Origin of the sequence: Paenibacillus chitinolyticus NBRC 15660 (assembly GCF_000739915.1) — a bacterium.
Classification (GTDB): domain Bacteria; phylum Bacillota; class Bacilli; order Paenibacillales; family NBRC-103111; genus Paenibacillus_F; species Paenibacillus_F chitinolyticus.
Window position 1 is genome coordinate 742,238 of sequence record NZ_BBJT01000002.1, and the last position, 16,089, is coordinate 758,326.

Below are 16,089 nucleotides of genomic sequence, written 5' to 3' on the forward strand. Positions count from 1 at the left end.
CGATCTCCCTATGCCTATTTTCCTGTCTTCCCGGTAAATGTAAGTAAAGAGAGCCGCTTCCGGTCATACTAAGGGGACCAAGCCCTCGAGGGAGGACGTGTCGGACTAATGCCTGATTTTACCATCCGCAGCTTTAATGATTTCAAAACCTATTGTTCCCAGGGGACTAATCAGATCCAAAGCAAAATCATCGGGATACCCGGAGAGTCTTACGAGCTGTTTTATCTCCACCAGATGACTAACAAAGATATTCTGCACCGCGACATTCTCCATCCGCTGCTGGAGCTCGGCGGGGGTTTCGGTCCGGATGAGCTTCTGTCGTACCTGCCCGTGGGCGCGGGCAAAAAAATCTGCGAATGGGGTGAACTCCCTTCCCTGCTTCTCGCGGGCTGGGTTTACGTTCATCCGACGGGTTTCGAAAGAGGAGTGATCCTCCAGGCCGACCAGATCCCAGCGCGGAGCTTGACATCTGCCGAGAATGAGAGCCAGATTTTCGGACCCCAGGTCAGTTTCGCGGAATCGATCGATCAGAACATGGCTCTGATCCGCAGCATCATAAACGATCCGCTGCTCAAAACCGAACTGTTCACGATCGGTACTCAGACCAAAACCCGGACGATCATGTGCTACATGGAGGGACTCAACAATAACGCATATGCCGAAATGGTCCGCAAACGCCTGTCTAATCTCAAGACGGACGGCATTCTGGACAGCGGCATGCTCGCCAAGCTGCTCGAAGACAATCCCGACAGCATTTTCCCCATGTATTTCCTGACGGAAAGGCCCGACCGGACCGTCGGTTCGCTGCTCGAAGGCAAAGTGATCGTACTCGTCGGAGGCAGCCCCCGCGTCCTGATCGGTCCTTCCACGTTCATCGACTTTTTCAAAGCCGAAGAAGACCGTTACGTACACTGGCAGATGTCCGCTTTCGTGTTCACGTTGAGGATGCTCGCCGTCTTCTTCTCTATGCTGCTGACTCCCCTTTATGTGGCCGCGCTCACCTTTCATTACGAAATGATCCCGTCGGCCCTGCTCGACCCTCTTTCCAGCTCCAGGGCGAAGGTTCCTTTCCCGCCTTTATTCGAGGCTCTGCTGCTTGAATTCATCATTGAGCTTCTGCGGGAAGCGGGAGCGAGACTGCCGACCAAAGTCGGACAGACGATGGGCATCGTAGGTGGTATCGTCATCGGGCAAGCCGCCGTTCAGGCCGGGTTCACAAGCAACCTGCTTATCATGATCGTCGCGCTCGGCGCGCTGGCCTCCTTCACTTCCCCGGGATATATGATGGGAACGGCCGTCCGGATTCTCCGCTTCCCCATGATCATGATCGCCGGATTCTGGGGCGGGGTCGGCATCGTCACCGCCGCGTCTTTTCTGCTTATCCATCTCTTGAGGCTCACGTCGCTCGGCACACCGTACCTGAAGCCGTTTTATCCGTTTGATAACTCCGAATTTACCGAGTTGTTTATCAGACGGCCTTACGGCAAATTCATGGACAAACTTGTCAAAACCTTCTCTTTCCAAGCCCGGAAAAAGAAAGGGGTCAACTCCGAAACTCCGGACAACAGGCAAAATATAGATTTGTTCGAACAATTCCAAGAAGAAAACTAGGTGACTGACATGAACAGCTATCCGGAATCTCCCCATATTTCACTGCGCGCCTATCTGCTTTTCTTTATCATTACGACTGCCCAGGTAGGTGTGGGAGGGGCCAGCTTTCAACGCAAAATTTACAAAATGGCCGGCCAGGATTCATGGGTTACCGTCCTGATCGCCGGACTATTCTGCCATCTTGTTATCGTCGCCATGTTCTCCTTTCTCAAAAAATACCCGGGCAAGGATCTCTACGGTATTCAGAAAGAAGCTTTCGGAAAATGGCTGGGCGGCGTAATGAGTTTTATTTATGCGGCTTACCTGATCCTTATCGCTTTGACGATTCTCCGGAATTATGCGGAAATTGTGCAGACGTGGATTTTTCCGGACATTTCTCCCTGGTTCCTGGCCCTTATGGTTCTTGCCCTCGCGTTGTACGGTGTGCTCGGAGGCATCAGAGTGATTACCGGGATCGGATTAGTAAGCGTTCTGATTATAACCTTAGAGATGCTGCTGTTCTACTATCCCCTGCAATACGCGAATTGGGGATATCTGCTCCCCGTCATGAATCATTCTCCGTTGGAACTTCTGAAAGGAACGGAAGAGATCTCCTTCTCGGTTGTCGGTTTTGAACTGCTGATGTTTGTTTTTCCTTTTATACGGGATACAAACAAAGCGCCGAAATACGCACATTTCGCCATTCTGTTTACTACGGGTACTTATCTCATTTACATGTTTACGGCGCTTGTCTATTTCAGCGGAGGACAGCTTATCCACACCATTTGGCCGACTTTGACTCTGCTGAAAATCGTGGAATTTCCCTTTATCGAGCGCGTCGAATATATTACGGTTTCGCTCTATCTCATCGGAATTCTGCCGAACGTGATGCTGTATATATGGTCGGCCTCCCGCGGTATTCCGAAGATGAGCCCGCTGAAGGAAAAAGCGGCCCTTTACCTCGTCGTCGGTTTTTTGTTTGTGATTTGCACGTTTTTCAGCAGCAGACTTGAAATTAAGCGGCTGAACGAAATAGCCGGTCAAATAAGCATATACATGGCTTTTGTGTATCCGCTCCTGCTGAGCATGCTCTTGTTCTTCAAAAGACGGGTCTCACAGCCCAGGAACGGAGGTGATTCCCGTTGAAAATTCGCCGGCTTTGCCTGCTGGCCCTTGTGACGGTTCTGGCTGCGACGGGATGTGTGGAGCGGCGGATTTTCGAAAGACTCGGTCTCGTGGTGGCGCTGGGTTACGACAAAGGCCAAGGCAGCATCCTCAGCGGCACATCCGTCATGTATACCCTGGATAAAGAATCCGGTCACCGGGCTACGATTCTGGCCAACCAGGCTAATACGACCAAAAAACTGCGGGAGGACCAAAACCGCAAATCATCCAAAAAGCTGATGCTGGGCCAACTGCGCGTCGTATTATACGAGGAAGCGATCGCCCGCGACGGGCTGATCGATCTCATCGATTCCCTGATCCGCGATCCTTCCATCGGCACAAAAATATATTTGGGCGTCAGCACCGAGAAAAGTGCCGATCTTCTCCAGTATCCGTACCGGGACATCCGTAATATCGGAACGTATCTTTACGATACGATCAAGCAGAATGTGCTGGAAGGACAGATTATTTCACCTACGCTTCATGAATTTCTGCGAGATTATTATTCCGCCGGCAAAGATCCCGTTCTTCCCGTTTTTGTCCGCAAGGGGGAAACGATCGCGACCGCAAAGACGGCCCTGTTCCAATCCGACAAAATGGTCGGGATGCTGTCCAGCAGCGACGCCGCTTATCTGAAGCTGATCCGCAACCGGTTCAAGGCCGGCACCTTCGAACTTAAGCTCGACAAGAAGAAGCTGGAGCCTTATTTGAACGAAAATAACGCGGACCGGCGGGAGCATATTCATGTGGTCGTCCGGATTGTCGGTAACAAGCAGAAAATCCGCCTGACGGACCGGGAAAAACCCGCTTTCGACCTGAACATGAAGCTGAAGTTTGCTCTCGAGGAGATTTCCGCCGAAATAAATTTAACCGAGCCCCAGGTGACGCGCACGATAGAGAAGCTCGTAACCGACGAATTCACGAAGAAAATGGAAAGCGTGCTCGCCAAAATGACGGATTTAAAAACAGATCCCGTCGGCTTCGGGGAGATTTACCGCCAGTCGCTTCGCGGAGGCAGTTTGACGAAAAGCGATTGGTACGACAAAATGTCCTCCATGTCCGTCGATGTCCATTTGAACATGGAGCTGCTCCGCACAGGCGTTGTGGAATAGTACAGCCGCCGGATGCGCTTACCTGTCAGATCGCGCCTTGTAATTTCGCTGCTAAAACAAAGAGAACGCCGGTTGGCGTTCTCTTTGTCGTTTAATGCGGACGGACGGTTTCCGTTAATGGCCTGCATGAGACATGCCTGACATGTCGGTCTTACCGGGACCGGAAGCGGAACCGGAGCCCGTTCCGGCTGTGCCGCCGGTGCCGGAATTTTTGCCGGCATCGCCGCCGGCCGTCCCTGACTGGTCACCGGCCGCCGGCATACCGGACATGCCGCCGTGGCCCCCGTGTCCTCCGCCTGTCTTGGAGACGATTTCGAGCATCGAGTCGATCTCGCCCTGGCCCGAAGCCGAAATCGAACGCTCGTCTCCCGTAAGCCACGCGTGGTTGAACGGGCCCTCCACGGGAGACTTGTCATACTTCGGCTGCACGGCCATCAGGTACGCCATGACGGAATCCGGCAGCTTGTCCTTCTCCGTCCAGATGAGGGGCGCGTGCTTGCCGAGATGCGAGAACGGGGCGGAAGCCAGGGCCAGATCCGGATTCTCCTTGCTGATCAGCGAGAAGTTATGGCCCGGCGTCGTGATTCCCCAGCCGAATCCCGTTGCGGGGTCCTTGTACTTGGCGAACGCGATGCTGTTCTCGACGGGGTCTTTACCCGCTATCCGTACGACTTTGCCGTATTCGCCGAGCTGTTTCTCGACGGCTGCGGAAATGACGGAGTCCGGGCCGAGCAGGTAGATGTTCGCCTTGCCGTCCCGCGTTTTTAACGCGTCAATCGTCTCTTGGGGAACCTTATCCTTGCTCACGTAGAGCAGAGGCTCGGGCATATGGGAGATCCAGTTGACGGCCGGCATCGTGTATTCCTTGCTCTCGCTGGAACCTACGATAACGGAAGGCGGATTCTCCTTCGCTACCTTCGCGTAATAGGCATCTATCGCTTTTGCCGCCGCGGCGGGATTGTCCGCCGGGATCTTGTCCGTTTTCAGGCCCAATTCCTTGGCCTGTTTTTCCACTTTAGGGTCCAGATTCCCGACGAGAATGGCCTGCACGCCCTGGTTGGATTCGACTCCGGCCGGTTGCAGACGTTTCAGTTCCCGCACGGTTACATCCGGAATACCGTCCTTGTTAACGAAAAGAACCGGTCCGTTATTCGGATGATGAATCAGATCGGCGCTCGCGAGGGCGGTCTGCCATTCCTCGGGATTGACGAGCACGACGCCTCCCGGGCGGTTGTCGTCGCTTGTGGCCATCCACAGCGTATGCGAGGTGAGTACCGCCGCCTCGTAAGGATCGCTCGAATTGATGCGCGTCGTGTTCTTGGACGCGATCCAGGGTGCCTTCGAATCTGCTTCCCCGCTGCCCGCCGCCGTTGCAGGCTGAGTCGCCGCCGCTCCACCGGCTGTATTTTTGGACGGATCGTTCAAGCAGCCCGTAAGAGCCAGCGATGCGGTCAAGGTGATCAACCCGACTCCTATCCATTTTTTCATTTGACGGATGCCTCCTTCACAAAAGTTCTCAATTGGTTCTATTGATCAGTGTACCCATCTATTATGTAGAACCTGTGTAGGTGGAGCTCCGTCAAACATTTATTTTTTTAATCCGTTACTCGTCTCCGGAATCCGTCTCCCGCAAAATCTGCGTCTTTATTGCCGCGGGCGGCGGCTGCGCTGCGGAAAGGACGATCAGGAAAACCGCGCCCCCTTCATTGGCCGCCGAAATCCGGCCTCCGTGCGCCTGCACCAGCTTGCTGACGATGGCAAGCCCGAGCCCGCTGCCCCCGGACCTGCGGTTGCGCGACTTGTCGCCGCGGTAAAAGCGCTCGAAAATATACGGCAGATCGTTTTCCCTTATACCCGGGCCGGTATCTTTGACGGTAATGAGCACCTTATCTCCCGCACGCCTGCCTTTTAGCGCCACTTCCCCGTCAGGAGACGTATAGGTCAAGGCGTTGCCGAGCAAATTGACCAGAATTTGCGTGAGTCGGTCGGGGTCGGCATCGAGGTATACGTTTCGGGGAGCGTCGACCGTGAAACGGATCCGTTTTTCCAGGAAAGCGGCAGACATGAATGCCTTGACCTTCTCCATCACGGTGTCCAGCGGCACCTTCGTCCGGGTGAGCCGGAATACCGGCGAGTCCAGCTCATTGAGCTCTTCCAGCTCGTTAATGAGATCGGCCAGACGGACGATCTCTTCGTAACATGAATGGATGCGCTCCGGTGTCGGCTCCCAGATGCCGTCCTCCAGCGCCCTCATGTGGCTTTTCAGAGTCGCCAGAGGCGTGCGGAGCTCATGGGCGATATCCTCGGTCATCGTCACGCGGATCTTCTCCAGCCTTTGCAATTGCTCCGCCAGCTCGTTTATGGACCGCCCAAGCTCCGCCAGCTCGTCGTCTCCGCCCACGGCGGTCCGGCTGTCCAGCTGGCCTCCGGTCATTTTCTCGGCCACGGCCTTCATTTCCACGAGAGGAGCCGAAACCCGCCTCGCTACGAAGTAACCCATGCAGGCGGCCAGCATGATCGAACCGAGGAACGTCCAGAGCACCGACTGCATGATGGCCTGTTCCAGGTGCGTATTAAGCCGAGGCATATCGTGCATCGCACCATCGGCCTGATTCATGTACATCGTGATATGATAATGCGTGCTTATCAGAATGGTCGCCGTCGAGATGATCAGAATTCCCGTAGCCATCGCAACGATCATGACAGCAAGCCGGACATGCAGCTTTTTCTTCATTTAAGCTCACCGGAGAAACGGTATCCCGCTCCGTAAACCGTCTGGATATAGACGGGATTTTTCGGATCCTTTTCGATTTTCTGACGGATGTTCTTCACATGCTGATCAATGGTCCGGACGTCCCCGTCGTAGGCGAAACCCATAATTTTATCGACAAGTTCGTCCCGCGTAAAGCTTCTTTTGGGATAACGCGCAAGCGCTATCAGAAGTTTGTACTCGATAGGCGTCAGACTAGCCCGTTCCCCTTGGCAAAAAACAACCTGCCTCAATGAGTCGATCTCCAGATGCCCGTTCCGAAAAGAAACGCGGTCCGCCAGCAGTTGGCTGTCGTCCGAACGCCGCAGAACGGCTCTCACACGTGCCACAAGCTCCCTCGGATCGAACGGCTTCGTCAAGTAATCGTCGGCTCCGAGCGACAGACCGTGAATCTGATTCGTCTTGGAAACTTTGGCCGTGAGCATCAGAACCGGTACCGCATCGGACCGCCGGATTTCCCTGCATACCTGTTCCCCGTCCATATCCGGCAGCATCAAATCCAGAACGAGCAGGTCGACGCCTCCCTGCCGGACCGTTCGCAGCGCTTCTTGGCCGCTGCCCGCTTCGGCGGTACGAAAGCCTTCTTTTTGCAGATAAGACACGATAACTTCCCTGATTTTGTCTTCGTCATCCACGACCAGAATATTTTTCAGGGCAGATTCCCCCCTTTACTTGGCATTGCCGGATTAGGGTCCGGTCGAACCCTATTTTACTTTACCCGAACAATATGTAGAAACGATGTAGATGGTCCATGAAAAATAGCGGATAGGCCTGCATCAAGCAGTCCCTATACGATTATAAACCCGTGTTTAAAGAGTTGCGAATCTAAGAAACGGCCGGGCGGACTCTTTGTGAAGACTTCAACAAGCAAGCCGATCGGATGAATACAAAATGACTCTTCGACAACCGGTCTATGACCCGCCGCTGAACAAGAAAAATAGGAGATAATAATTTTCTTTTTATAGTAATAAAAAGATATATTCTACCAATTACTCGATAACTATGATAGACTATATTTACCAACTTTGGAGGTGTTATTATGATAAAGAAGTTTTCTGCCATTCTTTTGACCGGAGTTTTAGCCATGTCTCTTGCAACCTCTGCTTATGCCGCCAATGAAAGTTTACAAGTTATTTCAGAGCCGGGGGAAGACAATACGGCTGGATCCATATCCGGTCAAGATAAAGAGGGTAAATTTACTTTTTTCACCACTCAAAGCGGAGGCCTAAATTACGCGAAAGCGGCCGTTTTATCCAGCTGCGGAGGCGCTCCTATCGATCTGGAAATAAAAGGCGTCGGAAGTATTACAAAAGCAATTAAACTGTCTAGCTCTTGCACCTACAAAGTGCGTTTATGGAATGAAACAGGCGGAACAGCCAAAGCATTTTTGCGAAATTGGGAGTAGTTTAGGACCATTCAGTAAAAAGCACGTTTGAACGTTTGCAAAAGTCACAACGATAGATTAATTATCCCCCATGGATCTTTATCCCATAGGGGATTTTGTCGTAAATCCCTCAAAAGACAAAAAAGCCGCAAAGTACGCGGCTCTTCATCTTGAAGTTATTTATTGACCTTCCTGCCGCTGATAAGCTTTGGCCGCTTCGTTCGAAGCAGAACGCCTCCGTCTGTCAGTGCGGTTGTATCTTTACTTAGCGGTTTTCACATCCGGAAATGCGGCGGCGATACGGGCGTCAAGTCCCTTCCAGAAAGCGTCGATGCCGGGTTTGGGGTCTCCGATGATGCTTTCGCCTTTTTTTCCGGGGCTATAAATAACATCCCGGTTCGCGTTGATAACCGTCAGATACTCTTTCACGATGCCGGCCGTCTTCGTATCCGGGTTGTTTTTGACTAGTTTCTCATAGCTCCGCTTCACGAGCGGTATGAGCTTCATGCCCGGTTCTTCGATCGCCTCGTAGCGGTAGCCGTGAATATATTCATGCAGATATTCGCTGTAGAGAGCCATGATTTCTTCCGCTTTCAGCCCCTTCGGGTAGGCGGTCAAAGCCTTCTCCGCGGCCAAGATACGCTCTCCAAGCTCGTCGCGCGAGATTTTCAGGCTGGCGTCGGAACGGAAAGGCGTCTTGTTTTCAAGCGACTGGATGGCCAGATACGCCTTCAGATCGTCCGACACATACGGTGCATACGACTTGTTCAGCGCGTCATAGTCGACTTTCCAGAAATAACTGCCCTCTTTATCGGACAGCTGGAGCTTGGCGGCCGCCTGATTTTTCAGCCACTGCTTCAGCGTATCGTCGTTCACGATCTTGTTGAAATCCGCGGGATAGCCGATTTCACGCATTTTGTCCGCCGTTCCGGGCTGGCCCATCATTTCGGTAAAGCCGGCGTTCAATCCGGGCAGATGCGTATCGTAAAACTTCTGAAGCTCGATAAACATCTGATCGGCCGTCGCTTTATCCGCTTTGGGCATGTTCTCGTCGAGGAAGGCCGTGACCTCCCTGGCTTCTTTGGCCTGAGCGATTTTCAGCTGGAGCTTGGCGAGGACATTGTCGCTGGCAGCCGCTCCCGGGCTCGGTGAAGCCGTCCGGGCGGAGTCCGGTTGTACCGGCTCTTTGACTTGAACATTCTGCTCCCGGGCTCCGCAGCCGGCGAGCAGAGATACGGCCAGCAAGGTGCAGATCGCCGCTTGTTTGACTAGGTATTCTTTCAATCTCTCTTCACTCTTTCTGTGTCTGATCACTTATTTCGTCTTATTTCAACTGATAGATGGTCGTGAACATGTTATCCGTGATGTCGCCGGACAGGACTTCACTGACCATGAAGGAAGTACCCGCAGGGCTCCAGTCAATGACGCTTTTTAAATTAGGCTTATACGAGACGGGGATCATCCGGCCCGAGTCCGCGTTCATCACGTAAAGTCCCGTCATCCCCTGATCGGGGCTGAATACGGAGAAGGCGACCCGGCTTCCGTCCGGTGACCACGACAACTGCCCCAGGAGACGTCCCCTCGCTGCCGTCTTCTCACTGCCGCCTCGCACGGCATCCGCCAATACGAGCACGCTTTGGTCGGGCTCGGTCCCGCTGACCAGGGCGATCTGCCTTCCGTCCGGAGACAGCGCGAAGTCGGACACGCCGCTCCGGGTCCAGGCCCGGGCGCCGCCTCCACCCGTTTCGGTGACGGTCAGCTCCCGTTCGCCGCTCAGGACATACAGCCGGCCGGCTTTGAACACGGCTTTAACGATACCGGACTCCACGTTCTCGTGTTCCACGGGTGTCATTTCGCCGTCGATGCCGAATCGGACAAGCCGGCTTTTCTGCTCCGCGAGAACAGCCAGATAGGACTTGTCATCCACCCACGCTCCCGAAAGCTCCCGGCTCTGGGGCCCGGTCCGGGTAATCCGGCCGCTCTCAAGATTATAAAAATCCGCGGTTCCCTCATACCGGTGATAAACCCAGGCATTCTTCCCGTCCGGCGCCATCTGCAACCCTGTCGCTCCCTTTATCCCCGTATCGCGTATTTTGTCTCCCGCAAGATTCCGGAACTCCAGAGGAGCGCCAGCCAGGGAAGCACCCGAGATGCCGATAAGTTCGCCCTCCGGGCTCCAGCCCATCCCATAGAACTGATCCAGGCGCTGAATTCCCGCCAGCACGGTGTTCACGCCGGTCCCGGCGGCCGGCGGGTCCACAACAGTTACCGACGGCGAAGGCGAACGGTCGCATCCCGGGGCGGCTGCAAACAGGAACATCATTCCCGCCCATACGGCCAGCCACTTACCGATTCTGCTGAGCTTCAGAACGATGTCCTCCTTTCAAGCTCTACCTGAACTATACCCCTCAAAGTTTTCCGCAAGATTTCAACTTGTTTCGAACTTGTAAATGTTTCAGCAAAACTTTTCATTCATCCCCTGCCGGAAAAGTCACGATAAAAGAAGCACCGCCTTTAACGGGATGCTCGACCCGGATTTGGCCATGCTGCTTGTCTACAAGCTGCCTGACAAGCGACAGCCCGAGGCCGCTGCCTCCCGATTTTCTGGCCCGGTCCTTGTTCACCGTATAAAAAGGCTCAAAAATCCGTTCTCTGCGGTCCTCCGGAATCCCGAGTCCGGTATCGGTGAACTCGACCTCGACTCCGCCCTCCTCCATGATCCGGCTGCGGATCAGAACGGTGCCGTTCTCGACGTTGTACTTAATCGCATTGTCCAGCAAATTAAGAAAAATCTGAATCAGGCTTTCCCTGTCCGCCCACAGTTCCGCGGGAACCAGTGCATGGGAAATGGTCACGCCGAACTTCTCCGCCTTACCTCTCATGCGGGAAGTAAGATCCTCCAGAAGGGAGTCGATCCGGATTTTCTCCAGCTGCTGTTCGAATTCATACTTTTCCAGCGCCGCCAGCTTCAGCACTTTCTCGACGAGTTCATACAGCCGCTCCGCTTCCTTATCAATGACGTCCCGCGCCTCCCCGACCAATCCGGGATCGTCCTCGTACATATGAAGCAGATCCGTGTAAGCCCGAATGGAAGTCAGGGGCGTTTTCAGCTCATGGCTGATGTTGTTTATAAAATGCTGCTGAGTCCGCAAACTGCCCTGTATGGCGCGGCTCATTTCATAAATACCGTCGCTGAGCGAGCCCAGCTCGTCTTGGCGCCGGAAGGGCGGGGCGTCGATAAAAGCCCCGACCCGAATATCGTCGGCCGCTTCTTTCAGCCGCCGGATCGCCTTGGCCTGACGGTTCATATACAGGAGACCGAGGACAAAACTGAACAACAGGACGCCGCTGCCCGCTATCAGAAAGGAATTTTGCAAATTCCGGTAAAACGCGTTCGAGGCTGCCAGCGACACTTGAAAATGCAGGACGCCGATCTGTCCGTCGGGACCTTGCGCCGGCGCCAAATAATCCTCCGTGTCCCCCAGGACCCTGTAGACGATCTTATTGTTCAGGGCATGGGAAAGAACGCCGCTTACGTCCGGAGACTCCGCCAACGGGAGCGAGTCTCCCGTTCTGGCGCCCGTCATATCGTAGAGCAGGAACCTCATGCCGCTCGCAGCTCCGATTTCGACGGCCAGATTTTGCCCCTGCAGCCCCATAAAGGTTTGAGGATCGAACCGCGTCCCCGTCACAACTTGCTGTCCGATCCAGTTATTTGCGATTTCGGCCTGCCGGTCCAGCGTCTTCTCCATCTCTTCTTTCTGATACCTGTGTACGCCGTTCAAAACAAGCACGCTGAGCACGCTAACGGCAAAGAGAAGCAGCGCGGCGATAAACAGCGCAAACTTCCATTTTAGGCTTATCCGCATGGCACTTCCCCGATGGCTTTATACCCGATCCCATAGACGGTCTGAAGCACATGCTGGTACGGTTCGCCGAGCTTGGTTCTCAGCCTTTGCACGTGGATATCGACGGTCCGCGTTCCGCCGGCGTATTCCATTCCCCATACGAGATCCAGCAATTCTTCACGGGAAAAAGCCCTTTTTAAATTCGAAAGCAGCAGGGCAAGCAGATCGAATTCCTTGGGAGTGAGATTCAGCGCTGTCCCTCGCAAACTGACAAGACGCTGCTCCGGATGCAGGCTCAGCTCTCCGATCGTCAGAACGGCGGATTCTTCGCCGTTTCCGGTTTTATCCAGCCGTCTGCACAAAGCTCTTACGCGGGCAATCAGCTCCCTTAAATCGAACGGCTTCGTCATATAATCGTCCGCGCCCATTTCAAGTCCGACAATTTTATCCACGATATCGTTCTTTACCGTAAGAAGCAGAATACCGAGGTTTTTGCGGTCTTCCAGCTTTCTGCACACTTCAAAACCCGTCAGCCGGGGCATCATGACGTCCATGACCAGCACATGAGGCCGGAACGATTCCGTTTTGCGCAATGCCTCTTCCCCGTCCGCCGCCGTTTCCACGACAAACCCTTCCCGTTTGAGGCCGTATGCGATTGCACGCGTAATCGTCTGCTCATCATCTGCAACAAGAATTTTATAGTCCATGCCGTTCCTCCGATTTCGCTCCGAACTTTTCTCTATTATACACGAGCAAGCTGACCCGGCACGTCAAGAAGATGTAACCTTGTGAGGCCGCCCTTGAAATCGGTGTGAAGGAGACGACCCGAGTCCCGCCGGATCAGATGCCGTCCATTGCCGAAAGACGTCTTATGGCTGTACATGCTTACCTTTGCACAAAAAAAGAAAACCATGACCGCATGCGGCCAAGGTTCTTAGTGTCAAAGCTTCTTGGACAGGAGAGGAAGCGGATTATTTCTCTTGTCCTTCAGGCGGATTTATAATTCCGCAGGACCCCGGATACCCGTCGTTTTCTCTCCATTCGTCCAAATGTTCGCGCATTTCGGGATCGCCGGGAAGATCGGCCGTCAATTTAACCGGCGGCTGCCTGAATTCCACGCGGCCTTTAGGATGCTTGTCACTCATCTTTTTATTCTCCCTTCGCGTGTAAAAGCTTTCTTTATAGTTTTCCTGGCCCCGATAAAACTATGCGGAAAAAGAATCCCGGCATGGAGTCTTCTCGGCACACCGTGCGGCACTTCCAGCTTGCGGCGCAGCATCACAACATGGCGTTGGTCGGCGGCAGAGGGGTCCCCGGCTCCCAACCGCGGCCGTCTGCCCGGCTACGTTCCCGGACACATCGGCCGACTGGACGGGAGGTCAATATAACCCCCGGTTGACATCTTCGTCGTCCCCGCCTATGCTTGAATCATTGAGAATATTTATCAATGGAAAAGGAAGGTGGCAGCCATGCCTACGGATATGAACCTGACCGAAGCTATCAGCGGCCGGAGATCCATCGGAAGAGTGAAAGACGAGCCGATTCCGCGCGAAATCATCGAGGAGCTGCTGGAAGCGGCCAACTGGGCGCCGAGCCACCGCTGCACGGAGCCGTGGCGCTTCTTCGTCATGACGGGAGCCGGACGCGGCGTCCTGGCCGAAGCCTACGCCGATGTCGCGGCCGAAGGCTCCGGCGCTTCCGGCGAAGCGCTGGAGGAGCTGCGGGCGAAGCAGGGCAGCAAGGCGTACCGCGCTCCGGTCATCATCGGCGTAGCCGTCTCCCCTTCCGAGGACCCGGCCGTGAACCGGATGGAGGAGTTCGCCGCCGCCCATTCCGCGGTGCAGAACATGCTGCTGGCGGCGCACGGGCTGGGGCTCGCCGCCATCTGGCGGTCCGGGGATCCCATGTACCATCCCCGGATGAAAGCGGCTTTCGGCTTGCGGGAGAACGACGAGATGGTCGCCCTCGTATACGTGGGATACCCGCAGATTGCGCCGCAAGCCGGCAAAAGAACCCCCGTGCAGGAGAAAACCGTCTGGATCACGGAAGGTTCCGGGCCCTCGGCCGAGTAACGGCCGTCCCCCGTGCGAGCTTGAAGCTTCGCACCTGTGAACATCCGCCTAGCGGCGGGGTTCAAAAGTCGACGCGGCGCCGGGCATCGCCCGGCTGGGCGTGGACATGCGATTTGGACCAGCGTGGCGTTATGCCCGGACGTGCTGCTTTTAACATGCTTTCTTTTCGTGCGGTAACCGATGCCGGCATCGGCGCAAATAAATAGCCTCCAGTTCCCTCTATCAGGGGGACGGAGGCTATTTATTTGCCGTTAGCGGAACATACGGACATCAAGCAGCGCTTTACCGGTGCTCTGTCTACTTATATGCCGACGACCGGGCAAGCTGCAACTGGTGATATCATACATGGTAACCTCTAAGGAGATATAAAAACAATACAAAGCGGTGGATTCCCATCATGGATATCTCACTGCTTTTTGTATGTTGTATATTATGTCACGTCGTGATATAGTCGAGGCACGACATATATACCTGTGACATAGTCAAGCGGGTACAGAGACAAGGAGATGGATATTCTGGACACTGAAAAAGTGCTGAAAAAGTATGTACCCATGACAGAAACGGCGTTTTATATTCTCCTATCTTTAGCTGAACCGCGTCACGGATATGGAATCGTTAAACATGTAGAAGAAATTTCCAATTCACGAATTCGATTAGGTTCGGGCACCGTATACGGAACTTTAACAAAAATGCAAAAAGACGGGATTATAACCGTATTTTCCGACGAGGAAAGAAAAACGGTATACGAAGTGACTGAGATTGGACATAAATTAATCACTGCTGAGATCGATAGACTTAAAGAGCTGTACCAGAATGCATTGAAATACGGGGAGGGTTTTTATGATAACAAAAGTATTTAGGCCATTCTGGAGCTACGATGTGCAGAAAACCGAAAAGTGGCTCTCCTCTATGGCAGAAAAGGGGCATGAATTAGTAAAAATAAATCGAGGAACACGGCATTTTTTCTTTCAGCAAGGCGAGCCGAGAAAAAGAACGTATAGGATCGGGTTCAATAAAATTCAAACCAATTCGCTGTCTAGAGTTTTATTAGATGATGGATGGGTGAAGGTTTTGCAGAGTGGAAACTGGTATGTAACGGCGAATGAACAGCCTCTGGAACAAATTAAGACCTTCCCAGTACGCGAAGATATAGTCAAACATAATAAGACAATACTGTACATTTTCGCGAGTGTTTTAATCTATTTAACGGTCATTTCTATATTTAATTTGATCCTCGGTTCGGTAATTTTTTTCCAAAGTGTACCTGGTCATTTTGTCGAAAGTCCTCTTTGGATTTTAACATATTTTTTAATAGGCATTGGAATTGCCCTATGGGTACTTACACTTTATTCTGTTATTAAAATTAATAAGACAAATAAGAAATTGATTGGAGAAAACATACAACGAAAGGAACTGCAGGGAAGGGAGCAAGATGAAAGAAGGCTGAGCAAGGATGAAGAGAAGCGGTTAAGACGTTCAGGTCAACTAATTGTTAAGAGAAGATTTGGATGGTTCTATGCTCCGGATAAGCTTGAAAAGTGGCTCGAAGCAATGGAAGAACAAGGGTTTAATCTTTATCGCGTTGGTAAAACAGGAACCGTTTTTTATTTCACAATGGGAAGTCCTCGAAAAGTAAGTTATTGCGCGGATTATCAAAATATTGCAGATGAAGGCTATTTCGACATTCACAGAGATGCTGGCTGGAAGAGTGCTTTTATTTCCGCCTCATCTATTCAAAAATGGACCCTATGGAGCCGTGAATATTCAATGGGCGAAGAACCGCCTCAAATATACAGTGATAAATCACATCAGTTAAAACATGCTAGGCGCATAGCCATCACCTATTCTTGTATGTTTCTTCCATTAGTCATTTTTTATATTTATATCATAGGGGCCAATATTCACCTGATGTCCAATCACAATCTGGATAAAATGCAGATTATAAACATGACTTTGTTTATCCTATTAATTCTAAATTTTGGTTCATTCTCAATCAGAACTTGGCTGTATTACAGGCGACTAAGTAAGCGTTATAAGTAAAAAGTCACAGAGTAACGGGAACCCCGTTTTTTATGCAACCAATTGCTTAGCGTACGTTTTCCGTTTTGGTGCGGTGCCCCAGCTCTGATAGCCAAAGAAAATAAAAATT

General features: G+C 52.7%; 15 protein-coding genes. 7 read left to right on the plus strand and 8 right to left on the minus strand.

Annotated features, from left to right (window positions below; translation table 11 throughout):
* The first annotated feature begins 108 nt into the window (after positions 1–108).
* From PCH01S_RS04815 to PCH01S_RS04825, 3 genes are read left to right on the plus strand one after another with little or no spacing between them, the layout of a single operon-like run.
* Positions 109–1,611: a spore germination protein gene (locus PCH01S_RS04815; protein ID WP_042227221.1), complete on the plus strand. Its 1,503-nt coding sequence runs from the start codon at positions 109–111 to the stop codon at positions 1,609–1,611.
* A gap of 9 nt (positions 1,612–1,620) precedes the next feature.
* Positions 1,621–2,736 carry a GerAB/ArcD/ProY family transporter gene (locus PCH01S_RS04820; RefSeq protein ID WP_042227222.1) on the plus strand — a complete coding sequence of 372 codons (1,116 nt, stop codon included), beginning with the start codon at positions 1,621–1,623 and terminating at the stop codon, positions 2,734–2,736.
* Complete coding sequence (locus PCH01S_RS04825; protein WP_042227223.1) at positions 2,733–3,866, plus strand: Ger(x)C family spore germination protein; 1,134 nt, start codon at positions 2,733–2,735, stop codon at positions 3,864–3,866. The genes PCH01S_RS04820 and PCH01S_RS04825 overlap by 4 nt, the downstream gene beginning before the upstream one ends.
* Before the next feature lie 114 nt (positions 3,867–3,980).
* Here the strand turns inward: PCH01S_RS04825 and PCH01S_RS04830 are convergent, their stop codons facing one another.
* The 3 genes from PCH01S_RS04830 to PCH01S_RS04840 form a co-directional block, all read right to left on the minus strand.
* The gene (locus tag PCH01S_RS04830; RefSeq protein ID WP_042227224.1) at positions 3,981–5,354 is read right to left on the minus strand and encodes a cell wall-binding repeat-containing protein; all 1,374 of its coding nucleotides are present in this window, start codon (positions 5,352–5,354) and stop codon (positions 3,981–3,983) included.
* A 115-nt stretch (positions 5,355–5,469) separates the two neighbouring features.
* The gene (locus PCH01S_RS04835; RefSeq protein WP_042227225.1) at positions 5,470–6,600 is read right to left on the minus strand and encodes a sensor histidine kinase; all 1,131 of its coding nucleotides are present in this window, start codon (positions 6,598–6,600) and stop codon (positions 5,470–5,472) included.
* On the minus strand, positions 6,597–7,289 hold the full coding sequence (locus tag PCH01S_RS04840) for a response regulator transcription factor (RefSeq protein ID WP_042227227.1): 693 nt from the start codon (positions 7,287–7,289) through the stop codon (positions 6,597–6,599). Before PCH01S_RS04840 ends, PCH01S_RS04835 begins: the two co-directional genes overlap by 4 nt.
* A 386-nt stretch (positions 7,290–7,675) precedes the next feature.
* Here PCH01S_RS04840 and PCH01S_RS04845 point away from each other — a divergent pair, with 386 nt between their 5' ends.
* Positions 7,676–8,041 carry a hypothetical protein gene (locus tag PCH01S_RS04845; RefSeq protein ID WP_042227228.1) on the plus strand — a complete coding sequence of 122 codons (366 nt, stop codon included), beginning with the start codon at positions 7,676–7,678 and terminating at the stop codon, positions 8,039–8,041.
* Positions 8,042–8,281: 240 nt separating this feature from the next.
* Here the strand turns inward: PCH01S_RS04845 and PCH01S_RS04850 are convergent, their stop codons facing one another.
* The 5 genes from PCH01S_RS04850 to PCH01S_RS30790 form a co-directional block, all read right to left on the minus strand.
* A complete protein-coding gene (locus PCH01S_RS04850) occupies positions 8,282–9,304 on the minus strand; it encodes a hypothetical protein (RefSeq protein ID WP_042227229.1) in 1,023 nt (340 codons plus the stop codon).
* 40 nt (positions 9,305–9,344) lie between these two features.
* Positions 9,345–10,340 carry a PD40 domain-containing protein gene (locus PCH01S_RS04855; protein ID WP_042227231.1) on the minus strand — a complete coding sequence of 332 codons (996 nt, stop codon included), beginning with the start codon at positions 10,338–10,340 and terminating at the stop codon, positions 9,345–9,347.
* Positions 10,341–10,488: 148 nt separating this feature from the next.
* Entirely contained in the window at positions 10,489–11,889 is a 1,401-nt protein-coding gene (locus tag PCH01S_RS04860) for a sensor histidine kinase (RefSeq protein WP_042227233.1), read from the minus strand.
* On the minus strand, positions 11,880–12,575 hold the full coding sequence (locus PCH01S_RS04865; protein WP_042227234.1) for a response regulator transcription factor: 696 nt from the start codon (positions 12,573–12,575) through the stop codon (positions 11,880–11,882). The genes PCH01S_RS04860 and PCH01S_RS04865 overlap by 10 nt, the downstream gene beginning before the upstream one ends.
* Positions 12,576–12,839: 264 nt before the next feature.
* The gene (locus PCH01S_RS30790; protein WP_164977146.1) at positions 12,840–13,013 is read right to left on the minus strand and encodes a hypothetical protein; all 174 of its coding nucleotides are present in this window, start codon (positions 13,011–13,013) and stop codon (positions 12,840–12,842) included.
* 324 nt (positions 13,014–13,337) lie between these two features.
* On the opposite strand from PCH01S_RS30790, the gene PCH01S_RS04870 reads away from it, so the two are divergent.
* The 3 genes from PCH01S_RS04870 to PCH01S_RS04880 all read left to right on the plus strand — a co-directional run bounded on the left by PCH01S_RS04870 (position 13,338) and on the right by PCH01S_RS04880 (position 15,980).
* The gene (locus tag PCH01S_RS04870) at positions 13,338–13,940 is read left to right on the plus strand and encodes a nitroreductase family protein (protein ID WP_042227236.1); all 603 of its coding nucleotides are present in this window, start codon (positions 13,338–13,340) and stop codon (positions 13,938–13,940) included.
* Between the two features lie 506 nt (positions 13,941–14,446).
* A complete protein-coding gene (locus PCH01S_RS04875) occupies positions 14,447–14,800 on the plus strand; it encodes a PadR family transcriptional regulator (protein WP_042227237.1) in 354 nt (117 codons plus the stop codon).
* Positions 14,781–15,980 (plus strand): DUF2812 domain-containing protein, encoded by a 1,200-nt coding sequence (locus PCH01S_RS04880; RefSeq protein ID WP_042227238.1) that lies wholly within the window; start codon positions 14,781–14,783, stop codon positions 15,978–15,980. The genes PCH01S_RS04875 and PCH01S_RS04880 overlap by 20 nt, the downstream gene beginning before the upstream one ends.
* The last annotated feature ends 109 nt before the right edge of the window (positions 15,981–16,089 follow it).

Coding starts and splice junctions, on each gene's coding strand:
- PCH01S_RS04815 (WP_042227221.1), top strand. CDS start 109: ATGCCTGATTTTACCATCCGCAGCTTTAATGATTTCAAAACCTATTGT.
- PCH01S_RS04820 (WP_042227222.1), top strand. CDS start 1,621: ATGAACAGCTATCCGGAATCTCCCCATATTTCACTGCGCGCCTATCTG.
- PCH01S_RS04830 (WP_042227224.1), bottom strand. CDS start 5,354: ATGAAAAAATGGATAGGAGTCGGGTTGATCACCTTGACCGCATCGCTG.
- PCH01S_RS04835 (WP_042227225.1), bottom strand. CDS start 6,600: ATGAAGAAAAAGCTGCATGTCCGGCTTGCTGTCATGATCGTTGCGATG.
- PCH01S_RS04845 (WP_042227228.1), top strand. CDS start 7,676: ATGATAAAGAAGTTTTCTGCCATTCTTTTGACCGGAGTTTTAGCCATG.
- PCH01S_RS04855 (WP_042227231.1), bottom strand. CDS start 10,340: ATGTTCCTGTTTGCAGCCGCCCCGGGATGCGACCGTTCGCCTTCGCCG.
- PCH01S_RS04860 (WP_042227233.1), bottom strand. CDS start 11,889: ATGCGGATAAGCCTAAAATGGAAGTTTGCGCTGTTTATCGCCGCGCTG.
- PCH01S_RS04865 (WP_042227234.1), bottom strand. CDS start 12,575: ATGGACTATAAAATTCTTGTTGCAGATGATGAGCAGACGATTACGCGT.
- PCH01S_RS30790 (WP_164977146.1), bottom strand. CDS start 13,013: ATGAGTGACAAGCATCCTAAAGGCCGCGTGGAATTCAGGCAGCCGCCG.
- PCH01S_RS04870 (WP_042227236.1), top strand. CDS start 13,338: ATGCCTACGGATATGAACCTGACCGAAGCTATCAGCGGCCGGAGATCC.
- PCH01S_RS04875 (WP_042227237.1), top strand. CDS start 14,447: ATGGATATTCTGGACACTGAAAAAGTGCTGAAAAAGTATGTACCCATG.
- PCH01S_RS04880 (WP_042227238.1), top strand. CDS start 14,781: ATGATAACAAAAGTATTTAGGCCATTCTGGAGCTACGATGTGCAGAAA.